Here is a 20,496-nt window from a genome sequence, read left to right as displayed (position 1 = left end):
GTGAAATCATGAGAGAAGGAATCCATCCAGAATACCATCAGGCAACTGTAACTTGCAACTGCGGTAATACATTCGTAACAGGATCTACAAACGAAAGTATCCACGTAGAAATCTGTTCCAAATGCCATCCGTTCTACACTGGACAGCAGAAAGCAAATCAGGCACGTGGACGTGTTGACAAGTTCAACAAGAAATATGGTATTAAATAAGAATCAAATGTATGAAGACTGCAGGCTGAGGTTTATATCTCAGCCTGTTTGTTTATTGCCAGGTATATGATAAAAAGGTCAGCGTACCTTTTTTATTGCCTGCTAAGATCAAAAGATACTTCGGGGAAATATGTTTCAGGTGCTTTCTGCGAAGTTATAAAGAAAGGTGAATTATGAAGTCATCAAATATAGGCGGACAGGCTGTGCTGGAAGGGATTATGATGAAGAATCGGGATCTCTATGCGGTGGCAGTAAGAAAACCGGATCAGGAGATTGAAGTAGATGTGAAGCACTATCAGGGCATCGCCTCCGGAAATACCTTTGCAAAAATCCCCTTTGTCCGGGGTGTTTTTAATTTTATAGATTCTCTGATCTTAGGGATGCGTACTCTGATGTATTCTGCCAGTTTTTTCGAAGAGGAAGAAGAAACGCAGGCAAAAAAGAATATGACGGAAGCGCAGCGGTTGAAAGAAGAAAAAAAGGAGCGGCGTTTTATGACGGCGGTGATGATCCTGTCGGTGTTTCTGGCGCTGGGATTATTTATGGTTCTTCCCTACTGGATCAGTAATCTGTTGGGACGACGCATGAATTCCAGATTTGCAGTGACAGCACTGGAGGGAGCGGCGAGACTCCTGATTTTTTTGGGATACCTGCTGTTGGTTTCCAGAACGAAAGATATCCAGAGAACTTTTATGTATCATGGTGCGGAGCACAAATGTATCAACTGCATCGAGCATGGGATGGAGCTTACGGTGGAAAATGTAAGGAAAAGTTCCAGACAGCATAAACGGTGTGGAACCAGTTTCCTGTTTTTCGTGATGCTGGTCAGTATTGTTCTGTGTTTCTTTATCACAGCTCAGTCACAGATTTTACGGATTGTGATCCGGCTGCTGCTGGTTCCTGTGATTGCCGGGATTTCTTATGAAATTATCCGTCTGGCAGGACGCAGTGAGAATGTATTGGTGAATCTTCTGAGCAAACCGGGACTTCTGGTTCAGAATCTGACCACAAAAGAGCCGGATGATGGGATGATCGAAGTCGGAATCAAAGCAGTAGAAGCAGTGTTTGACTGGCGGGCATATCTGGAAGAGAATTTTCCGGCGAAATCCGATGAGGAAAATGTATGATCCACAGTCCGGTTTGAAACTGTAAGGTTCGTGCGAAGAAAGAGCCGTACAGAAAATGGTTGAAAAGCAGATACTTTATTTTAGATGCTATATTTAATAGAAAGAATACAGGAGAAGAAACGGAAATGACGATTCAAGATCTTAGAATACAGGTGCAGGCACTGCTGGAATCGGGAAAGGTTCCGGAACCGGTGACAGATACCTGGTATCTTCTGGAACACACCACCGGCAGGACGAAAGCAGATTTTTTCATGGATCCGGGTCAGGAGATTTCTCCAGAAGTGACAGAAGAGACACTGAAACTGGCTGAAAAGAGAAAACAAAGAATTCCGCTTCAATATCTGTTGGGCAGTTGGGAATTTATGGGATATAAATTTATGGTCAATGAATCGGTTCTGATTCCGCGACAGGATACAGAAGTCCTGGTGGAAGAAGCGGTTTCCCGGATAAAAAGCGGAGACCGGGTTCTGGATCTGTGTACCGGCTCCGGATGTATTCTGATCAGCGTGCTGAAATATGCGGCAGAACACAAAAGGACAGATCTTTCCGGTCTGGGAACGGATCTGAGTGAAAAAGCCCTGGATGTGGCGAAGGCTAATGCAACGCAGTTGCTCGCAGAAGAAGAAAGGCAGGGACTGGTTCAGACAACATTTTGTCAGGGGGATCTGTGGGATGCGGCAGACGGAACGTTTGACCTGATCCTGTCGAATCCTCCATATATTGCAACGGCGGAGATTGAATCACTTCAGGAAGAAGTGAAAATCTATGATCCTTATCAGGCGTTGGATGGTGGAAAAGACGGGCTGGATTTTTATCGCAGGATCGCAACGGGTGTTGGGAGTTATCTGAAGCCGGGAGGAACGCTGATCCTAGAGATCGGATACGATCAGGGAGAAGCTGTCAGCGGATTGCTGGAAGACTCCGGATTTTCTGCGGTCAGCGTGAAAAAGGACCTGGCGGGGCTTGACCGTGTGGTGGCTGGCGTGTATGATAAATAAGATGTTGATCAGAAAAATGTAAAGGTTACAGATAAAGAAGTGTTACGGACAGAGAAAGGAAGAAGCAGATGTTTGATAAATTGGAAGATTTACTCATTCGTTACGAAGAAGTAATGGGAGAACTTCAGGAACCGGACGTAGCCAATGATACGGTACGTTTCCGCAAACTGATGAAGGAACAAAGTGATCTTGCCCCGATCGTAGAAGCTTATAAAGAATATAAAAAATGTAATCAGAATATCGAAGATTCACTGGCAATGCTGGAAGAAGAATCAGACGAAGAGATGCGGGAACTGGCAAAAGAGGAATTGTCTGAATCTCGTGCAAGAGTTGCAGAACTGGAACAGGAATTAAAGATTCTGCTTCTGCCAAAAGATCCAAACGATGACAAGAACGTTATCGTAGAGATTCGTGCCGGCGCAGGCGGTGATGAGGCGGCATTGTTTGCGGCTGAGATCTACCGGATGCTGGTACACTATGCAGAGCGCAGAAGATGGAAGACAGAGATGATTTCTTTAAATGAAAACGGAATCGGCGGATTTAAGGAATGTGTCTTTATGATTTCAGGTCAGGGCGCTTATTCCAGACTGAAATATGAAAGTGGAGTACACCGTGTACAGCGAGTTCCGGAGACGGAAAGCGGCGGAAGAATCCATACTTCCACGATCACGGTGGCAATTATGCCGGAAGCAGAAGAAGTGGATGTGGAACTGGATATGAACGATTGTCGTTTTGATGTGTTCCGTGCATCCGGTAACGGTGGACAGTGTGTCAATACCACGGACTCTGCGGTACGTCTGACACATATTCCGACAGGAATTGTAATTTCCTGTCAGGATGAGAAATCTCAGTTAAAGAATAAAGACAAAGCGTTGAAAGTCTTAAGAGCAAGACTTTACGAGTTGGAACTGGCAAAACAGCATGATGCGGAAGCGGAAGCAAGAAAGAGCCAGGTAGGTACAGGAGATCGGTCGGAAAAGATCCGTACGTATAATTTCCCGCAGGGACGTGTGACGGATCACAGAATCAAACTGACTCTTCACAAGCTGGATTCCATTCTGGACGGAGATCTGGATGAAATCATTGACAGCCTGATCGCGGCAGACCAGGCAGCCAAACTGGCGAAAATGAATGAGAATTAGAAAAGAGAAAAAAGAACATGCAATATCAATTTAAGAAAACAGAGCTGGAAGATCGGGAGATTATCACATCCTATTTCGGGAAAGCTCCAAGCCGAAGCTGTGAGAGAACCTTTGCAAATGTCTATCTCTGGTCCAGACATTATCCGGTGACTTGGGCGATCATAGAAGATGCACTGGTATTCAAGAGCCAGGATGAGACCCATCTTTCCTGGGCATATCCGGCAGGGGAGGCGGACGCCGTGAAGCGTGCATTGTCTGTGATGGAAGCTTACTCAGAGGAACAGGGATATGAATTTTCCATGTACAGTGTGACGCCGGAAATGTTTGCGCAGTTAGAAACCTTTTTCCCGGGGAAATTCCAGATCGAATATGACCGGGATGAGGCAGATTATGTTTATGAACGGGAGAAACTGGAGACGCTTTCCGGGAAAAAGCTTCACGGAAAGCGAAATCATATCAACAAATTTAAAAGTGTCCATGAAGACTGGGACTACGAGACCCTGACAGAAGACAATGTGGAAGAGTGCTTCCAGATGGCTTTGAAGTGGAGAAATCTGAACGGATGTGAAGATGACGAAGAGAAAAACGCGGAAATGTGCGTGTCTCTCAATTCGCTTCGACTGTTTCGGGAACTGAATCTGGTGGGAGGCGTACTCCGTGTGGAAGGAGAGATCGTTGCTTTTACCATGGGAGAAAAACTCTGTGAGGATACTTTCGTGGTGCACATTGAGAAGGCTTATGCGGATGTGGACGGTGCTTATCCGATGATCAACCAGCAGTTTGTCCAGCATGAATGTATGGACTATCAATATGTGAACAGAGAAGAGGATACTGGGGCAGATGGGCTGCGTCAGGCAAAAATGTCCTATCGTCCGGCATTTCTGGAAGAAAAGGGGTATGTGACTCTGAAAAAATAAGGGAGAATCACAGAAAACAGCAGGTTAAACCGGCTCTGAAGAGGAAAAGAAAGACTCAAAAAGACAGGTGCAGTGAAAAATGGAAAAAGAGATGCACTGAAAGATAAAAGCGTAAAAGAAACACATAACGGAAAGAAGGAAAGAATATGATATCGAAAAAGATGGAACACATGGTAGCAAACAGTTCTGCAATCCGTGCGATGTTTGAAGAAGGAACCCGGATGGCAAAAGAATTCGGAAAAGAAAATGTGTATGACTTCAGCCTCGGTAATCCGAATGTTCCGGCACCAAAGGCCGTAAAGGCAGCGATTGCAGAACTTCTGGAGGTGGAAGATCCGCTGGTGCTCCATGGATACACGAACAGCAATGCCGGATATGGAGAGGTACGCGACTGTGTGGCAAAGTCTCTGAATGAAAGATTCGGGACGGCTTTTTCGGCAAAAAATATTCTGATGACGGTGGGAGCCGCAGGAGGATTGAATGTGATCCTGAAAGCACTTCTGAATCCAGGGGACGAAGTGATCACCTTTGCACCGTATTTTGGAGAATACAGAAGTTATGTGGATAATTATGACGGAATCCTGGTAGAAATATCACCGAATACCGTGGATTTTCAGCCTAAGCTGGATGAGTTTGAAGAAAAGATCACAGAAAAAACCAAAGCAGTGATCGTTAATACACCGAACAACCCGACCGGTGTGGTTTATTCAGAGGCTACGATTCAGAAACTGGCAGAGATTCTGGTGAAAAAACAGAAGGAATACCAGACGGAGATCTACCTGATTTCCGATGAGCCGTACAGAGAGTTGGCTTATGATGGTGTGGAAGTACCGTATCTGACAAAATATTATGCCAATACGATCGTGGGATATTCTTACAGCAAATCTTTATCGCTTCCGGGAGAACGGATCGGTTATCTGGTAATTCCTGATGAGGTGAAAGATAGTGAGACGCTGATCAGTGCAGCAAATGTTGCCAATCGGATTCTGGGTTTTGTCAATGCACCGACACTTCAGCAGAAAGTGGTAGAGAAATGTATTGGTGAAAAGACAGATATCTCCTTCTATGACCGTAACAGAGAGACTTTGTATAACGGACTGAGAGAGTTGGGGTATGAATGTATTAAGCCGCAGGGAGCCTTTTATCTGTTTGTGAAGTCTCCGGTTGCAAATGAAAAAGAATTTGTGGCAAAGGCAAAAGAATATCATATTCTGATCGTTCCGGGAAGTTCCTTTGCGTGTCCGGGATATGTGCGACTGGCTTACTGTACCTCTTATGAGACTATCGTAAATTCCCTTCCGAAATTTGCGGAGATGGCAAAGGAATATGGTCTGTAAAAATTCGTATAAGTGATTGATAACAGGAAGTAACACAAGGAGAAAAAGATGGCATTAAGTGAGAAAATCCAGGAAAAAATTCGAAAAGTAGAGCCTTATGTACCGGGAGAACAGCCACAGCGTAAGGTGATTAAGCTGAATACAAACGAAAATCCGTATCCGCCGGCAAAAGGGGTGGAGGAGACCTTAAGAAAGATGGAGCCGGATCGCCTGCGTCTGTACCCTGATCCGACGGCAAATGCGCTGGTATCAGAACTGGCAGAAAGATATGGCCTCCGGAAAGATCAGGTTTTTGTGGGAGTGGGATCTGACGACGTATTGTCGATGTGTTTCCTTACATTTTTCAATTCCGATCTGCCGATACTTTTCCCGGATATCACCTATTCTTTCTATAAAGTATGGGCGGGACTTTACCGGATTCCTTATGAGTGTCAGCCGTTGGATGAGGAGTTTCATATCCGAATGGAAGATTATGAGAAAGAAAACGGCGGAATCATTTTCCCGAATCCGAATGCGCCGACCTCAGTGGGTGAATCTTTGACAATGATCGAAGAGATTCTGAAGAAGAATCAGGATTCTGTGGTGATCATCGATGAGGCATATATTGACTTTGCGGACAATACAGAGTCTGCTGCGGCTTTACTGGAACGTTATGAGAATCTGCTTGTGGTTCAGACTTTTTCGAAGTCCAGAGCAATGGCCGGCATGAGAATCGGATTTGCCATGGGTAATCCGGAGTTGATCCGGCGGTTGAATGATGCAAAATATTCCTTTAATTCTTATACGATGAACCTTCCATCCATTCTGTGCGGAGTGGAGGCTGTGAAAGACCAGGCATATTTTGAAAAACGGGTAAACCAGATCAAAGAGACCAGAGCCTGGGCGGCAGAAGAGTTTGAAAAACTTGGATTTACATATCCTGGACTGGAAGCCAACTTTTTGTTTGTGACCCATCCGGAGTATCAGGCGTGTGAGATATTTGCACAACTGAAAGAACATGATATTTACGTCAGATATTTTCCTGAGGGAAAATTAAAAGACTATCTGAGAATTACCATAGGAACCAGGGAAGAGATGGAAGCATTGTTTGACACCCTGAAGAAGATTATGAGCAAGGAGAACTGATATGAGTGAAGCGCTGATTAGCTGGTTTATGACGAACCTGGGAGGAAAGGTTGGGAAAGAAGCCATTATATTTATTATTTCCATGGTACCGATCCTGGAACTTCGTGGCGGACTTCTTGCTGCAGGTCCGGCGCTTCTGAACGTGCCGATGTGGACTGCAATTCCGGTGTGTATCATAGGAAACCTGATCCCGATTCCGTTTATTCTGTTGCTGATCACACCGATCTTTAACTGGATGAAAGGCACGAAGCATTTAAAGCCTTTTGTGGAACGGATGGAAGCAAGAGCAATGAAAAAGAGTGACCAGATTGAAAAGTATGAGTTCTGGGGGCTTTTGCTGTTTGTGGGAATTCCGCTTCCGGGAACGGGAGCATGGACGGGAGCACTGATTGCCTCTCTGGTAGGAGTGAAGTTCCGCAAAGCATTTCCGGCGATCATCTGCGGAGTGTTGCTGGCATCTGTGATCATGACGATATTGTCATATACGGTGCTGGGAACTATTTTTGCATAATTTATACAAAAGATATGAAGGTTTACTTCTTACGCAAAAGGTTGCAACGGGAACCGCTTACGCTGGCCTTTGCCCCATAGAGAGATACTCTTCGAGCGGCGCTCATGCTCGCTCTCAGAAAGTACTGGGGCTTCGGATGTTCCCTTATGCATTCCTTTTGTGAAAGAAATGAGAAATGATTTAAAGATTAGAAGTATAGAGAGAAATAACATGAAAAGAGAGTCCGGTGCGGACTCTCTTTTCATGTTTTATACGATCTACAATTTTATTGATCTGATTCGGAGCGTTCAGCAAGTTTCAGAACCTGCATATAATCCCATAATCTTCTCTTTGATAATGGAGAGAGGGCCTGATATGTGGCAAGCAATTCACGATCTTGTATCCTGGTATATGGCAGATGATCCTGAGACGGTGCGGAAGCATCTGTCTGCTTTCCGGTCAGAAGATAATCTACAGAGACGTTAAAGTATTTTGCAATCTGGATCAGCTTTTCATAATCCGGCTGTTTTCCACGGGTTTCATAGCCTGCGATAGCGGATCGGGTAACTTTCAAATATGCAGCCAGATCATCTTGTTTGACATGATGTATTTCGCGTAAATATTTCAGATTCTGTCCGAATGTCATGAAGCACCTCCTGTAAGATATGTATATTTTAACAGTTTCCGTATTAGAATATAGAAAAGGTGTCAAATATCAACATGAAAAACATAAAGTTTCAAAATGAAACGTGAAAATTTGATATAGACAAACTGAAAATTCAGTGGGAGGGAATACATTGACAGGGTTTGTGAAACAATTTATAATGACTTAAAGGGCAGGGGATTTTCGGATTAGCATTCAGGTTATCGGAAAAGTCAGACTGCCATAAGGAATAAGATGAGGAAGGAACAGGTTATGTTTGCAAAGAATGATGAAGAAAAAAGAAGCTGGCTCTGGAGGATCGTATCGTCGGTTTCTACGATTGTGATCATTCTGATCGTTGCATTTTTTCTGACAAAGATGTTTCGCTCTAATCCACTGGAAGGCAGTTGGCAGGATGAAGAAAGCGGAATGATAATGACGGTAAAGGGGAAGACAACAGTCTATGTTTCCTGGCCAGAACAGTTCGATGACAGTCAGGTCAAAGTTCCCATGGAATACAGCATGGATAAAGACACCAAGACATTTACACTGAATGTAGAAGATACGGATCTGGATGCGGTGGTGAAAAAAGCCGGTGACAGTATCGATGAGGCGGAGCTTCGGGATGCGGCAGATTCGGTTGCGACGACTTATGATTATAGTGTAGAAGCCGGACAACTGACTTTGACAGATCGGGAATATGGGGATCAGATGATCCTGGACAGACAATAGAGTATACCCCTCTGTGCATGTGAATTTTTTCAACGCACAGAGGGTTTTTCCTTGAAAAAAGAGAAAAAGGAGGAAGACGGATGTTGAGAGAACATACAAAAGAAATTAAGATTGGCGGTGTGACGATCGGAGGAAATCATCCCATTGCGATCCAGTCGATGACCAATACAAAGACAGAAGATGTGGAGGCGACGGTCAGTCAGATTCTGGCGTTAGAGCGGGTTGGGTGTGATATTATCCGTTGTGCAGTGCCTACAATGGAAGCGGCGGAAGCACTCAGAGAGATCAAAAAACAGATCCATATTCCGCTGGTAGCAGACATTCATTTTGATTATAAGCTGGCAATTGCGGCGATCGAGGCCGGTGCAGACAAGATCCGGATCAATCCGGGAAATATCGGCAGTGAAGAGCGGGTCAGAAAGGTCGTAGAAAAAGCAAAAGAATATCAGGTACCGATCCGTGTGGGGGTGAACAGTGGCTCGCTAGAAAAAGAACTGGTGGAAAAATACCATGGAGTTACGGCAGAGGGCATTGTGGAAAGTGCTATGGATAAAGTGCGCATGATCGAAAAGATGGGGTACGATCAGCTGGTAGTCAGTATCAAATCTTCGGATGTGATGATGTGTGTGAAAGCGCATGAACTGATTGCGAAAGAATGTCCATATCCTCTGCATGTGGGAATTACTGAATCAGGAACGCTTTATTCCGGAAATATCAAATCTTCCGTGGGACTTGGAATCATATTAAATGAGGGGATCGGTAACACAATTCGGGTTTCCCTGACAGGGGATCCGCTGGAAGAAATCCGCACGGCAAAACTGATCCTTAAGACATTAAACTTAAGAAAAGGCGGGATTGAAGTGGTATCCTGTCCGACCTGCGGAAGAACCAGGATCGATCTAATCTCTCTGGCCAATCAGGTAGAACAGATGGTGGCGGATATCGATCTGGATCTGAAAGTGGCAGTCATGGGCTGTGTAGTCAACGGTCCGGGAGAAGCAAAGGAAGCGGATATCGGAATTGCCGGAGGAATCGGAGAGGGACTTCTGATCAAAAAAGGCGAAATCGTAAAAAAAGTAAAAGAAGAGGAACTGTTATCGACTTTAAGAGAAGAATTGTTGAACTGGAACAAGGAGGAGTAGTCGTTGGGCAAAAGATTTTTTGAAGTATTTCCAACGTTAAAAGTAGATCAGGATTTAAGAGGTCTGTTTGAAGAGACGGAAGTGACGAAAGTAACAACCACATCCGACCGTCGGTTTATCAGAGTCCATCTGTTCAGCCATCATATGATCCAGAAACGCAGGATTCTGGAATTGGAAAGAAAGATTAAGGAACAGTTATTTGGGCAGAATATGATCCAGATCCAGGTGAGAGACACCTATCAGCTTTCGGGACAGTATACTCTGGAAAATGTGATCACGGAGTACTGGGAAAGTATCCTGCTGGAACTGGAACAGATCAGTATCCTTGCCAGAAATATGTTCGCACAGGCAGAATACCATGTGGAAGAGGGAAACATCCTCTGTATTGAGATGGAGTCTTCCGTGGTGGCAGAAGGGAAAAAAGAATGTATCCTAAAGCTTCTTCACAAGATTTTCGAGGAACGGTTCCGGATGCCGGCAGAAATACGCATGACGTTTAAAGAAAAAGAAAAGTCAAATGAAGCGGAAATGGAAGATGTGGCATTGCAAAGAGAAATCAATGCGATCTTTGCCAGAAGTACCGTATACCAGGAAGAAAAACAGGCAGAAAGAAAAGAAGAAAAGAAATCAGAAACAGATGGGCAGAAGAAGATTTTAAAGGACAGTCCGGCAAATGGAAAGGCAAAAGAAGGAAACGGAAAAGGCGGATTCCAAAAGGGAGGATTTTCCAAAGGAGGCTTTTTGAAGGGCGGCTTCAAACGGGGCCCCGGTTCTGACGATCCGAATCTGATCTGGGGACGGAATTTTGATTCTGAACCGATCAGTCTGGATCAGGTCGTGGGAGAAATGGGAGAAATTACGTTCCACGGAATGGTAATCAGCGTGGATACCAGAGAGATCCGAAATGAAAAGACAATCCTGATGTTTGCGGTAACCGATGAGACGGATACCATTACCGTGAAAATGTTTACGCAGAACGAGCAGCTCCCGGATCTTCTGGCGGAAGTGAAAAAAGGAGCATTTTTAAAAATTTGCGGGATTACTTCCTTTGACCGGTTTGACGGGGAACTGACCATTGTATCTGTCCGTGGAATTAAGAAGTCATCAGATTTCCGCGAAAAACGCCAGGACCTGAGTGCGGTGAAGCGGGTGGAGCTGCATTGCCATACGAAGATGAGTGACATGGATGGAGTCTCGGAAGTGAAAGATATTGTAAGGCGGGCACATGACTGGGGACATCCGGCCATCGCAATCACGGATCACGGAGTGGTGCAGTCGTTCCCGGATGCCAACCATTATCTGGAGACATTGGATGCGGATGATCCGTTTAAGATTATTTACGGAGTTGAGGCGTATCTGGTGGATGATTTGAGGGATATTGCGATCAAAGCCAAAGATCAGACGCTGGATGATGCTTATGTGGTCTTTGATATTGAGACGACTGGATTTAGTTCCATCAAAGATAAGATCATAGAGATCGGCGCGGTGAAAGTGGAACAGGGCGAGATCACGGAACGTTACAGTACCTTCGTAAATCCAAAAGTACCGATTCCGTACAAGATCACACAGCTTACCAGTATCACGGATGAGATGGTCATGGATTCACCGGATATTCTGGAGATTTTACCTGAGTTTCTGGAGTTTGTAGGAGATGCTACACTGGTTGCCCACAATGCGTCCTTTGATGTGGGCTTTATCGAGCAAAACTGTCGATATCAGGACATTGTTCCGGAATTTACATCTGTGGATACGGTGGCGATGGCAAGAGTCCTGTTACCGAGACTTTCAAGATTTAAGCTGGATACCGTAGCGAAAGCACTGGATATTTCTCTGGAAAATCATCACCGTGCGGTGGATGATGCGGCGGCTACGGCAGAGATCTTTGTAAAATTTGTGAAAATGCTGAAGGATCGTGGAATTCATACCTTAAAAGAACTGAACCAGTATGGATCCACCAATAAAGATGCAATCAAAAAACTGCCAACTTATCATGCCATTATTCTGGCACAGAATACGGTGGGAAGATATAACCTTTATCAACTGGTTTCCATGTCCCATCTGGAGTATTTTGCGAGAAGGCCAAGGATTCCGAAGAGCGAATTCAACAAGCTCCGGGAAGGTCTGATCATCGGAAGTGCCTGTGAAGCCGGAGAATTATACCGGGCAATCCTGGATAACCAGCCCCCGGAGACGATTGCCAGACTGGCGGAATTCTATGATTATTATGAGATTCAACCGCTTGGCAACAACAAATTTATGATCGAAAGCGACAAGGTGACCGCGGTAAATTCCGAGGAAGATCTGAAGGATATCAACCGAAGGATCGTAAAACTGGGAGAACAGTTTAAAAAGCCGGTGGTTGCCACCTGTGATGTGCATTTTCTGGATCCGAAGGATGAAGTATACCGCCGGATCATCATGAGTGGAAAAGGCTTTACGGATTCGGATGACCAGCCTCCGCTGTATCTGCGTACCACAGAAGAAATGCTGGCAGAATTTGACTATCTGGGAGCTGCGAAGGCGAAAGAAATCGTGATTGACAATCCGAACCGGATCGCAGATATGATCGAGAAGATTGCGCCCATCAATCCGGATAAGTGTCCGCCGGTCATCGAAAATTCTGACCAGGAATTGAGGGATATCTGTTATAACAAAGCCCATGAGATGTACGGAGAGGATTTGCCGATCCAGGTATCTTCCCGTCTGGAGAAGGAATTGAATTCTATTATTTCCAATGGATATGCCGTGATGTATATCATCGCCCAGAAACTGGTGTGGAAATCCAATTCGGCAGGATACCTGGTAGGATCCCGTGGATCAGTTGGATCTTCTTTTGTAGCGACCATGGCGGGAATTACGGAGGTAAATCCGTTGAGTCCCCATTATTATTGCACCGAGTGTCATTACTGTGACTTTGAATCCGACGAGGTCAAAGCCTTTGCAGGAATGTGCGGATACGATATGCCGGACAAAACCTGTCCGAACTGCGGAGCTCCGCTGGTGAAAGCTGGATTTGATATTCCGTTCGAAACCTTCCTTGGATTTAAGGGAGATAAGGAGCCGGATATTGACCTGAACTTCTCTGGAGATTATCAGGCAAAAGCCCATAAATATACCGAAGTTATTTTTGGTGAGGGACATACCTTCAAAGCCGGAACGATCGCGACCCTTGCGGATAAGACTGCATTTGGATATGTGAAAAATTATTATGAGGAGCGGGGCAACCGGAAACGGAAATGTGAGATCGACCGTCTGGTGCAGGGATGTACCGGAATCCGGAGGAGTACCGGTCAGCATCCGGGAGGAATCGTGGTACTGCCTCACGGACACAATATCAACGAATTTACGCCGGTGCAGCATCCGGCAAATGATACCACAACGGATATTATTACGACCCATTTTGATTACCATTCCATCGACCACAACTTGTTGAAGCTGGATATTCTGGGACATGATGATCCGACGATCATTCGTACGCTGGAAGAATATATTACATCGGATGCGATGGAAAATGAATACAATGAGGAGCATCCGTTCGTGGCAACATCCATTCCGCTGGATGATCCGAAAGTTCTGTCCTTATTCCATGACACCAGTGCCCTTGGAATCGCACCGGAAGATATCGGAGGATGTCCCCTTGGATGTCTGGGAGTTCCGGAGTTCGGTACGGATTTCGTAATTCAGATGGTACAGGATGCAAAGCCCCAGTCATTGTCTGATCTGATTCGAATTTCGGGATTGTCCCACGGAACCAATGTGTGGCTCGGAAATGCCCAGGATCTGGTCAAATCTGGAATCGCCACCATTTCCACGGCAATCTGTACCCGAGACGATATCATGATCTATCTGATCAACAAAGGGGTAGACAGTGCGTTGTCCTTTACTATCATGGAGAGTGTGCGAAAAGGAAAAGGGCTGAAACCGGAGTGGGAAGTGGCGATGAAGGAAAAGGATGTACCGGACTGGTATATCGATTCCTGTAAGAAGATCAGCTACATGTTCCCGAAGGCCCATGCTGCAGCATACGTTATGATGGCGTATCGAATCGCATACTGTAAGATCAATTATCCGCTGGCTTATTATGGCGCTTATTTTGGAATCCGTGCGGACGCATTTTCTTATGAGATCATGTGTCAGGGAAAGGACAAACTGAATTATTACATACAGGACTATAAAAAACGTTCCGACAGTCTTTCAAAGAAAGAGCAGGATACCATGAAAGATATGAAACTGGTGCAGGAAATGTATGCCAGAGGCTTTGAATTCCTGCCGATCGATGTATACAAATCCAAGGCGACCAAGTTCCAGATCGTGGATGGCAAATTGCTTCCGCCGTTTTCAAGTATCGACGGAATGGGTGAAAAGGCGGCAGAAGCAGTAGAAGAAGCTGCGAAAGACGGAAAATATCTGTCCCTGGATGATTTCAGACAGAGGACGAAAGTAAGTAAAACCGTGATCGATCTGATGGTAGAACTGGGGATCTTAAAAGATCTTCCGGAAAGTAATCAGTTATCTTTGTTTGATTTTGCGTAGAGCACATGCTATAATGAGTGCCATATAAATCATTGAAACAACAGGACATTAGAGGAGGAACATTATGTACGAGTTTGACGAGATCCTTCGGGAAGACCCGGAAATTGCAGAAGCCATCCAGGCAGAAATGAAACGACAGAATTCCCACATTGAGCTGATCGCTTCTGAGAACTGGGTAAGTAAAGCCGTTATGGCGGCTATGGGAAGTCCGCTGACCAATAAATATGCAGAAGGTTATCCGGGAAAAAGATACTATGGTGGATGCCAGTGCGTGGATATTGTAGAAGATCTGGCGAGAGAACGTGCAAAGAAACTGTTCGGATGTGAGTATGTCAATGTACAGCCACATTCCGGAGCACAGGCAAACCTGGCAGCGATGTTTGCAATGATCAACCCTGGCGATAAGGTCATGGGTATGAATCTGGATCACGGCGGACATCTGACTCATGGTTCACCGGTTAATATTTCCGGAAAATATTTTGACATCTGTTCCTATGGGGTGAATGATGAGGGTGTGATCGACTACGATAAGGTAAGAGAAATCGCTCTGGAAAATAAGCCGAAACTGATCATTGCAGGAGCAAGTGCTTATGCAAGAACCATCGACTTCAAGAAATTCCGTGAGATCGCAGATGAAGTAGGAGCATACCTGATGGTGGATATGGCGCATATCGCCGGTCTTGTGGCAGCAGGACTGCATCCGTCACCGATCCCGTATGCACATGTGACTACCACAACCACACATAAGACCCTTCGCGGACCGAGAGGCGGAATGATCCTTTCCAGCGAAGAGAATAATAAAAAATTCAACTTCAACAAAGCTGTATTCCCGGGAATCCAGGGAGGACCGCTGATGCATGTGATCGCTGCAAAGGCAGTTTGCTTTGAGGAAGCACTGAAACCGGAATTCAAGACCTATCAGGAACAGATCGTGAAGAATGCGAAAGCACTCAGCGACGGGCTACAGAAGAGAGGCGTTAAGATTGTATCCGGAGGAACAGACAACCACCTGATGCTGGTAGATCTGACAGAAAAAGACATCAGCGGAAAAGATCTGGAGAAACGTCTGGACGATGCACACGTAACCTGCAATAAAAATACAATTCCAAACGATCCAAGATCTCCGTTTGTCACAAGTGGTGTACGTCTGGGAACACCGGCAGTGACCACACGTGGTATGAAGGAAGAAGACATGGATAAGATCGCTGAAATCATTGCAATGGTGATTGAAAGCGAAGAGAATGTAGCAAAAGCAAAGGCAATGGTTGCAGAACTGACAGAGAAATACCCGCTTTGCTAATTAACGGTACATCTGCGATAGAGCGGATGTTATCTGGGAAAAGGGATTTTTTGAGAGATGTCATACAGACTACAGAAAGATAAAACCTGTAGCGGAAAGGAACAGACTTTGGAAATTGGAATCACAAAAGAACAGACGATCCTTGTAACAGAGGAACTGACAGCACAGAAAATGGGAAGCGGACTGCTTCCGGTTTATGCCACACCGTGTATGATCGCGCTGATGGAAAATACAGCAAGTACCAGCGTGGAATCTTTCCTGGAAGAAGGACAGGGAACGGTTGGAACAGCCATCAATATCAAACATACAGCAGCAACTCCGGTGGGTATGAAAGTGACCTGTGAGTCAAAGCTTGTGGAAGTAGACAGAAAACGTCTGGTGTTTGAAGTGAAAGCTTATGATGAAGCCGGAGAAATCGGCTCAGGAACTCATGAGCGTTTCATTATTGAAAATGAAAAATTCATGAAACGTGCTGAGGGCAAGAAACAGAACTAAAGCTGTCTTAATCTTTTTCGGGATAGTTGAAGATAGTGGGAAAATTTAGAGTTGTATTTAACAAAAAAACTGCCGTTTTCGAAGGAATATTCCTTGAAAGCGGCAGTTTTTGCGCACTTGTTAATCTCAATTTTCCCGTAGTGCTTTTTAATATCTAAATCATTGATTTATATAAAAAAAGGTACAATTAAATTTTGATTAAAGTTTGGTTACGTTGACAGCCTGAGGTCCTTTTGTTCCTTCAGTTACTTCGAATTCAACTTCCTGACCTTCTTCAAGAGTCTTGTATCCTTCCATGTTCAGTCCTGTGTAGTGAACGAATACATCATTACCCTCTGCGTCAGAGATGAATCCGTAACCTTTTTGGTTGTTAAACCATTTTACTGTACCTGTGCTCATTGTGCTACCTCCATATAGTGAATAAAAATAATAGTTTTGTATTGTACGAGCACACTTTGATTACAAAATGTAAAAACAATACTTGTATATAGTAGCACATTTCACAATCGAAGTCAACGAGTTTATGGATTTATCGTAAAAAGTGACAAAATATGATTTGAATTGTAAAAAGAAAAGATTCCATCGAGCGGATTATGGGAATCATAAAAGGAAAATAAGCAAGCCATCACAAAAATTGTACTATTTCATCCTTCGAATTTCCCTTAATTTAGAGACAGATTCCGTTGAAAAGTACAAAAAAATAGTATATACTATGGGGTATACAAAAGCATTTTAAGCTAAATGATGAATGAATGGATAAAGGAGAAAGAATTATGAAAGAATTTAAGTATGTTGTAACAGACCCGGAAGGACTTCACGCAAGACCGGCAGGAATCCTTGTAAAGAAAGCCGCAGAGTTCCAGTCAAAGATCATGATTGACAAAGCTGGAAAAGCAGCAGATGCTAAGAGAATCCTCGGAGTTATGGGACTTGGCGTAAAGAAAGGTGAAGAAGTGACCATCACAGCAGAAGGAGAAGATGAAGAGACAGCAATCGTTGCTCTGGAAGCATTCTTCAAAGAAAATCTGTAAGACCTATTCAATCGGGAAGTTTATTTGTGAAATGGAGTAGGAGAACATTATGATTACATTAACAGGTAAAAGTGTGTTCGGTGGTGTCGCAATCGGAAAGATTTCTTTTTATAAAAGAAGCGAAAAGACGATCAAGAGAGAACATGTAGAAGATACTGATGCAGAGTATCAGCGTTTCAAAGATGCGCAGAAGATTGCACTGGATCAGTTGAAGAAGCTTTATGATAAGGCAATGGCAGATGTAGGTGAAGCAAATGCCATGATCTTTGAAGTACATCAGATGATGCTAGAAGATCTGGATTATGTGGAATCTATAGAGAACATTATTAAGACACAGAATGTAAATGCAGAATATGCAATTGCTACAACGTCTGATAATTTTGCACAGATGTTTGCATCCATGGACGATGCTTATATGCAGGGACGTGCAGCCGATGTCAAAGATATTTCTGAGAGATTACTCGGTATTCTGTCAGGAACCATAGATTCTATTGTACAGACAGATGAACCGTCGATCATCGCAGCAGATGATCTGGCTCCGAGTGAGACTGTACAGCTTGATAAGGACAAAGTTCTTGCATTTACAACGATGTATGGATCTTCAAACTCCCATACAGCAATCCTGGCAAGAACCATGAATATTCCGGCTATTATCGGTCTGGGAGAAGCCCTGACGCAGGAATATGACGGAAAGATGGCAATCGTTGACGGATTTACAGGTATCATGTATATCGATCCGGACGAGAAGACCATGGAAGAGATGAAAGCAAAACAGCAGAAAGATCTGGAACAGAAAGCTCTGCTGGAACAGTTGAAAGGCAAAGAAAACATTACCAAAGAAGGACAGAAGATCAATGTCTATGCCAATATCGGTAATGTGGCAGATCTTGGAGCAGTTCTGAAAAATGATGCCGGCGGTATCGGACTGTTCAGAAGTGAGTTCCTGTATCTGGAAAATGAAACCTATCCGACAGAGGAACAGCAGTTTGCAGTTTACAAACAGGTTGCTGAGACGATGGCAGGAAAGAAAGTCATCATCCGTACTCTGGATATCGGAGCAGATAAACAGGTAGATTACTTCAACCTGGATAAAGAAGAGAACCCGGCGTTGGGATACCGTGCAATTCGTATCTGTCTGACAAGACCGGAGATCTTCAAGACGCAGCTTCGAGCATTATATCGTGCAGCAGTTTATGGAAACCTTTCCATCATGTTCCCGATGATCATTTCCGTAGCAGAAGTGAAGAAGATCAAAGAGATCATTGAAGAAGTAAAGGATGAACTGAAGGCGGAAGGCATTCCGTACAAAGAGGATGTGGAGACCGGTATCATGATCGAGACTCCGGCATCTGTTATGGTCAGTCGTGAGCTTGCAAAGGAAGTGGATTTCTTCAGCGTCGGAACCAATGACCTGACCCAGTACACCCTGGCAATCGACCGTCAGAATTCCAAATTGGACGAGTTCTATGATCCGCACCATCCGGCAGTCCTTTCCATGATCAAGATGGCAGCAGACAATGCACATGCCGAAGGAAAATGGATCGGTATCTGTGGTGAATTGGGTGCAGACCTTGAACTGACCGAAGAATTCCTGAAGATGGGACTGGATGAGCTGTCCGTATCACCGGCAATGGTTCTCCCGCTCAGAAAACGGATTCGCGATCTGTAAAAGATTAACAGAATAAAGAAACTGATGAGAGATCACTCTGCCAGTTAATATGGACCCCGAGATCGGAGGAGATATTAACGGTGGGGTGATTTTTTTGTATGCAGTATAGTCTGTGTATTGTATTGAAGTTGATGATTCCCGCAAAAAGATTGCACCGGAAAGGAAATAGGGTTTGCAACAACATTATTTGTTCTATAACCCAATTTGCAAGAGCAAAATTCATTTCAGAGAGTTCAATGATTTTAGATAATTTGGATATTTGCAGGAAACATGTTGACAGTAAAACACAGAAAAGTTATACTTAACTTATCATAAATTTATACGTATAAATGACCGGAGTGTAATTAGGAAACAATGCAAAACAAGGTGTGGCAGGAAGATGAAAAGGACAGCCTGCCGGAAAGGAGTCAGTATGTCAAAAGTCAGAGAGGTGTTTGAAAAGGGAGATGGAATCTTACAGTTATTACCGACATGGGTACCGAGACCGTTTAACCGTCCGGGACGCAGACTGAGATTGCATCCGGATGATTATTTTGCAATGGGAATGGATCGCGGTGCGATCGTGGAGAGATGGTTCAGTTCCATTACTCATGTGGAGACAGAAGGCGCAGAGGAATTTGAGGGAATGAGCTTTGTCAATGTAGACGACGATCCGGAACAGAAGATTCTTTTCAAGGAGTTTGTGGATGAGCTGGGAGCAGATCTGATCGGTGATGAACTGATGGAAAAGTACGGAACCTGGCCAATGTATTCCAAGTTCTATGATTATGATATGCCGTTGTTCCATCATATCCATCATGCAGAAGAAGCCTGTGAGAAGGTGGGCGTGAAGCCGAAACACGAACATTATTTCTTCCCGAAGCAGTATAATCAGCACCTGGGACAGATGCCGGTCAGCTATTTTGGATTTGATCCTTCCGTAACGAAGGAAGAAGTCATTGAACGTCTGAAAGATTTTACGGTTCGTGACACCAGAATTACGGAGCTTTCCAGAGCGTTTAGAATTGAGCTGGATACCGGATGGTACACTCCGGCAGGCGTGGTACATGCACCGGGATCTCTGTGTACTTATGAACCGCAGTGGAACAGTGATGTCATGGCGATCTGGGAAAATGTGGTCAATGGGGAAGTCTTCCATTACAATGATCTGTCCGGTTATCTTCCGGAAGAGGATAAAAAAGATATTGAAAAGATTTTTGAAGTGGCTGACTGGGAGAAGAATACCTGTCCGGATTACAGAAAACGGTATTTCCACCGTCCGGTAGAGGAGCAGAGTGGAGATGGATTTGATCAGAAATGGATTGTATATGGAAATGATTTTGTGGGCGGAAAAGAATTGGTCGTAGAACCGGGCAAAACCGTCACCATCAAAGATCCGTGCGCTTATGGATGTGTGGTAATTGAGGGATATGGAAAGATTGGCAACTTCCAGTGCGAAGCTCCGACCCTGATCCATTATGGACAGGCGACAGCAGATGAGTTCTTTGTCAGCAAAAAACGGGCACAGGAAGGAGTTACCATCACCAACATTTCCAAATATGAGCCGCTGGTTATGCTGAAACATTTCGGACCGGACGGACAGATTCTTCAGAAATGGTAGGAAGAA

At 44.5% G+C, this 20,496-nt stretch carries 18 protein-coding genes; 16 read left to right on the top strand and 2 right to left on the bottom strand.

Annotation, left to right across the window (positions count from 1 at the left end; all coding sequences use genetic code 11):
* Window positions 1–8 precede the first annotated feature (8 nt).
* From rpmE to KGMB01110_RS01820, 8 genes are all read left to right on the top strand, one after another.
* On the top strand, window positions 9–209 hold the full coding sequence (gene rpmE, locus KGMB01110_RS01855; protein ID WP_117601928.1) for a 50S ribosomal protein L31: 201 nt from the start codon (window positions 9–11) through the stop codon (window positions 207–209).
* Between the two features lie 173 nt (window positions 210–382).
* Window positions 383–1,336, top strand: coding sequence for a DUF1385 domain-containing protein (locus KGMB01110_RS01850; protein WP_119297385.1), 954 nt, complete (start codon window positions 383–385; stop codon window positions 1,334–1,336).
* 125 nt (window positions 1,337–1,461) lie between these two features.
* Window positions 1,462–2,334 carry a peptide chain release factor N(5)-glutamine methyltransferase gene (prmC, locus tag KGMB01110_RS01845; RefSeq protein WP_117601930.1) on the top strand — a complete coding sequence of 291 codons (873 nt, stop codon included), beginning with the start codon at window positions 1,462–1,464 and terminating at the stop codon, window positions 2,332–2,334.
* A 68-nt stretch (window positions 2,335–2,402) separates the two neighbouring features.
* A complete protein-coding gene (gene prfA, locus KGMB01110_RS01840; protein WP_117601931.1) occupies window positions 2,403–3,476 on the top strand; it encodes a peptide chain release factor 1 in 1,074 nt (357 codons plus the stop codon).
* 17 nt (window positions 3,477–3,493) lie between these two features.
* Complete coding sequence (locus KGMB01110_RS01835; RefSeq protein WP_119297384.1) at window positions 3,494–4,393, top strand: DUF2156 domain-containing protein; 900 nt, start codon at window positions 3,494–3,496, stop codon at window positions 4,391–4,393.
* Window positions 4,394–4,539: 146 nt separating this feature from the next.
* Window positions 4,540–5,730: a pyridoxal phosphate-dependent aminotransferase gene (locus KGMB01110_RS01830; RefSeq protein ID WP_117601933.1), complete on the top strand. Its 1,191-nt coding sequence runs from the start codon at window positions 4,540–4,542 to the stop codon at window positions 5,728–5,730.
* 48 nt (window positions 5,731–5,778) lie between these two features.
* Window positions 5,779–6,855 (top strand): pyridoxal phosphate-dependent aminotransferase, encoded by a 1,077-nt coding sequence (locus KGMB01110_RS01825; protein ID WP_119297383.1) that lies wholly within the window; start codon window positions 5,779–5,781, stop codon window positions 6,853–6,855.
* 1 nt (window position 6,856) lies between these two features.
* Entirely contained in the window at window positions 6,857–7,366 is a 510-nt protein-coding gene (locus KGMB01110_RS01820) for a COG2426 family protein (RefSeq protein ID WP_117601935.1), read from the top strand.
* 265 nt (window positions 7,367–7,631) lie between these two features.
* Here KGMB01110_RS01820 and KGMB01110_RS01815 read toward each other — a convergent pair whose 3' ends face one another.
* Window positions 7,632–7,991, bottom strand: a complete 360-nt coding sequence (locus KGMB01110_RS01815) for a helix-turn-helix domain-containing protein (protein WP_119297382.1) — start codon at window positions 7,989–7,991, stop codon at window positions 7,632–7,634.
* 270 nt (window positions 7,992–8,261) lie between these two features.
* On the opposite strand from KGMB01110_RS01815, the gene KGMB01110_RS01810 reads away from it, so the two are divergent.
* The 5 genes from KGMB01110_RS01810 to KGMB01110_RS01790 all read left to right on the top strand — a co-directional run bounded on the left by KGMB01110_RS01810 (window position 8,262) and on the right by KGMB01110_RS01790 (window position 16,190).
* Entirely contained in the window at window positions 8,262–8,720 is a 459-nt protein-coding gene (locus tag KGMB01110_RS01810) for a hypothetical protein (RefSeq protein ID WP_117601937.1), read from the top strand.
* Window positions 8,721–8,800: 80 nt separating this feature from the next.
* Window positions 8,801–9,862 carry a flavodoxin-dependent (E)-4-hydroxy-3-methylbut-2-enyl-diphosphate synthase gene (ispG, locus tag KGMB01110_RS01805; RefSeq protein ID WP_117601938.1) on the top strand — a complete coding sequence of 354 codons (1,062 nt, stop codon included), beginning with the start codon at window positions 8,801–8,803 and terminating at the stop codon, window positions 9,860–9,862.
* A gap of 3 nt (window positions 9,863–9,865) precedes the next feature.
* Window positions 9,866–14,395 carry a PolC-type DNA polymerase III gene (locus KGMB01110_RS01800; RefSeq protein ID WP_119297381.1) on the top strand — a complete coding sequence of 1,510 codons (4,530 nt, stop codon included), beginning with the start codon at window positions 9,866–9,868 and terminating at the stop codon, window positions 14,393–14,395.
* A 64-nt stretch (window positions 14,396–14,459) separates the two neighbouring features.
* Window positions 14,460–15,695 carry a serine hydroxymethyltransferase gene (gene glyA, locus KGMB01110_RS01795; protein ID WP_119297380.1) on the top strand — a complete coding sequence of 412 codons (1,236 nt, stop codon included), beginning with the start codon at window positions 14,460–14,462 and terminating at the stop codon, window positions 15,693–15,695.
* Between the two features lie 57 nt (window positions 15,696–15,752).
* Window positions 15,753–16,190 (top strand): thioesterase family protein, encoded by a 438-nt coding sequence (locus KGMB01110_RS01790; protein ID WP_117601941.1) that lies wholly within the window; start codon window positions 15,753–15,755, stop codon window positions 16,188–16,190.
* 198 nt (window positions 16,191–16,388) lie between these two features.
* On the opposite strand, the gene KGMB01110_RS01785 is transcribed toward KGMB01110_RS01790, so the two are convergent.
* Window positions 16,389–16,589, bottom strand: coding sequence for a cold-shock protein (locus tag KGMB01110_RS01785; protein WP_117601942.1), 201 nt, complete (start codon window positions 16,587–16,589; stop codon window positions 16,389–16,391).
* Between the two features lie 374 nt (window positions 16,590–16,963).
* Here KGMB01110_RS01785 and KGMB01110_RS01780 point away from each other — a divergent pair, with 374 nt between their 5' ends.
* From KGMB01110_RS01780 to KGMB01110_RS01770, 3 genes are all read left to right on the top strand, one after another.
* Window positions 16,964–17,221 carry an HPr family phosphocarrier protein gene (locus KGMB01110_RS01780; protein ID WP_117601943.1) on the top strand — a complete coding sequence of 86 codons (258 nt, stop codon included), beginning with the start codon at window positions 16,964–16,966 and terminating at the stop codon, window positions 17,219–17,221.
* A 49-nt stretch (window positions 17,222–17,270) separates the two neighbouring features.
* Window positions 17,271–18,890 carry a phosphoenolpyruvate--protein phosphotransferase gene (gene ptsP / locus KGMB01110_RS01775; RefSeq protein ID WP_117601944.1) on the top strand — a complete coding sequence of 540 codons (1,620 nt, stop codon included), beginning with the start codon at window positions 17,271–17,273 and terminating at the stop codon, window positions 18,888–18,890.
* 412 nt (window positions 18,891–19,302) lie between these two features.
* Window positions 19,303–20,490 (top strand): cupin domain-containing protein, encoded by a 1,188-nt coding sequence (locus KGMB01110_RS01770; RefSeq protein ID WP_119297379.1) that lies wholly within the window; start codon window positions 19,303–19,305, stop codon window positions 20,488–20,490.
* Window positions 20,491–20,496 lie beyond the last annotated feature (6 nt).

This window comes from Mediterraneibacter butyricigenes (genome assembly GCF_003574295.1).
In the GTDB taxonomy this organism is placed as follows: Bacteria; Bacillota; Clostridia; order Lachnospirales; family Lachnospiraceae; genus Mediterraneibacter_A; species Mediterraneibacter_A butyricigenes.
This window is presented reverse-complemented; position numbering and strand designations above follow the sequence as displayed.

Coding starts and splice junctions, on each gene's coding strand:
- rpmE (WP_117601928.1), top strand. CDS start 9: ATGAGAGAAGGAATCCATCCAGAATACCATCAGGCAACTGTAACTTGC.
- KGMB01110_RS01850 (WP_119297385.1), top strand. CDS start 383: ATGAAGTCATCAAATATAGGCGGACAGGCTGTGCTGGAAGGGATTATG.
- prmC (WP_117601930.1), top strand. CDS start 1,462: ATGACGATTCAAGATCTTAGAATACAGGTGCAGGCACTGCTGGAATCG.
- prfA (WP_117601931.1), top strand. CDS start 2,403: ATGTTTGATAAATTGGAAGATTTACTCATTCGTTACGAAGAAGTAATG.
- KGMB01110_RS01835 (WP_119297384.1), top strand. CDS start 3,494: ATGCAATATCAATTTAAGAAAACAGAGCTGGAAGATCGGGAGATTATC.
- KGMB01110_RS01830 (WP_117601933.1), top strand. CDS start 4,540: ATGATATCGAAAAAGATGGAACACATGGTAGCAAACAGTTCTGCAATC.
- KGMB01110_RS01825 (WP_119297383.1), top strand. CDS start 5,779: ATGGCATTAAGTGAGAAAATCCAGGAAAAAATTCGAAAAGTAGAGCCT.
- KGMB01110_RS01820 (WP_117601935.1), top strand. CDS start 6,857: ATGAGTGAAGCGCTGATTAGCTGGTTTATGACGAACCTGGGAGGAAAG.
- KGMB01110_RS01815 (WP_119297382.1), bottom strand. CDS start 7,991: ATGACATTCGGACAGAATCTGAAATATTTACGCGAAATACATCATGTC.
- KGMB01110_RS01810 (WP_117601937.1), top strand. CDS start 8,262: ATGTTTGCAAAGAATGATGAAGAAAAAAGAAGCTGGCTCTGGAGGATC.
- ispG (WP_117601938.1), top strand. CDS start 8,801: ATGTTGAGAGAACATACAAAAGAAATTAAGATTGGCGGTGTGACGATC.
- glyA (WP_119297380.1), top strand. CDS start 14,460: ATGTACGAGTTTGACGAGATCCTTCGGGAAGACCCGGAAATTGCAGAA.
- KGMB01110_RS01790 (WP_117601941.1), top strand. CDS start 15,753: ATGTCATACAGACTACAGAAAGATAAAACCTGTAGCGGAAAGGAACAG.
- KGMB01110_RS01785 (WP_117601942.1), bottom strand. CDS start 16,589: ATGAGCACAGGTACAGTAAAATGGTTTAACAACCAAAAAGGTTACGGA.
- KGMB01110_RS01780 (WP_117601943.1), top strand. CDS start 16,964: ATGAAAGAATTTAAGTATGTTGTAACAGACCCGGAAGGACTTCACGCA.
- ptsP (WP_117601944.1), top strand. CDS start 17,271: ATGATTACATTAACAGGTAAAAGTGTGTTCGGTGGTGTCGCAATCGGA.
- KGMB01110_RS01770 (WP_119297379.1), top strand. CDS start 19,303: ATGTCAAAAGTCAGAGAGGTGTTTGAAAAGGGAGATGGAATCTTACAG.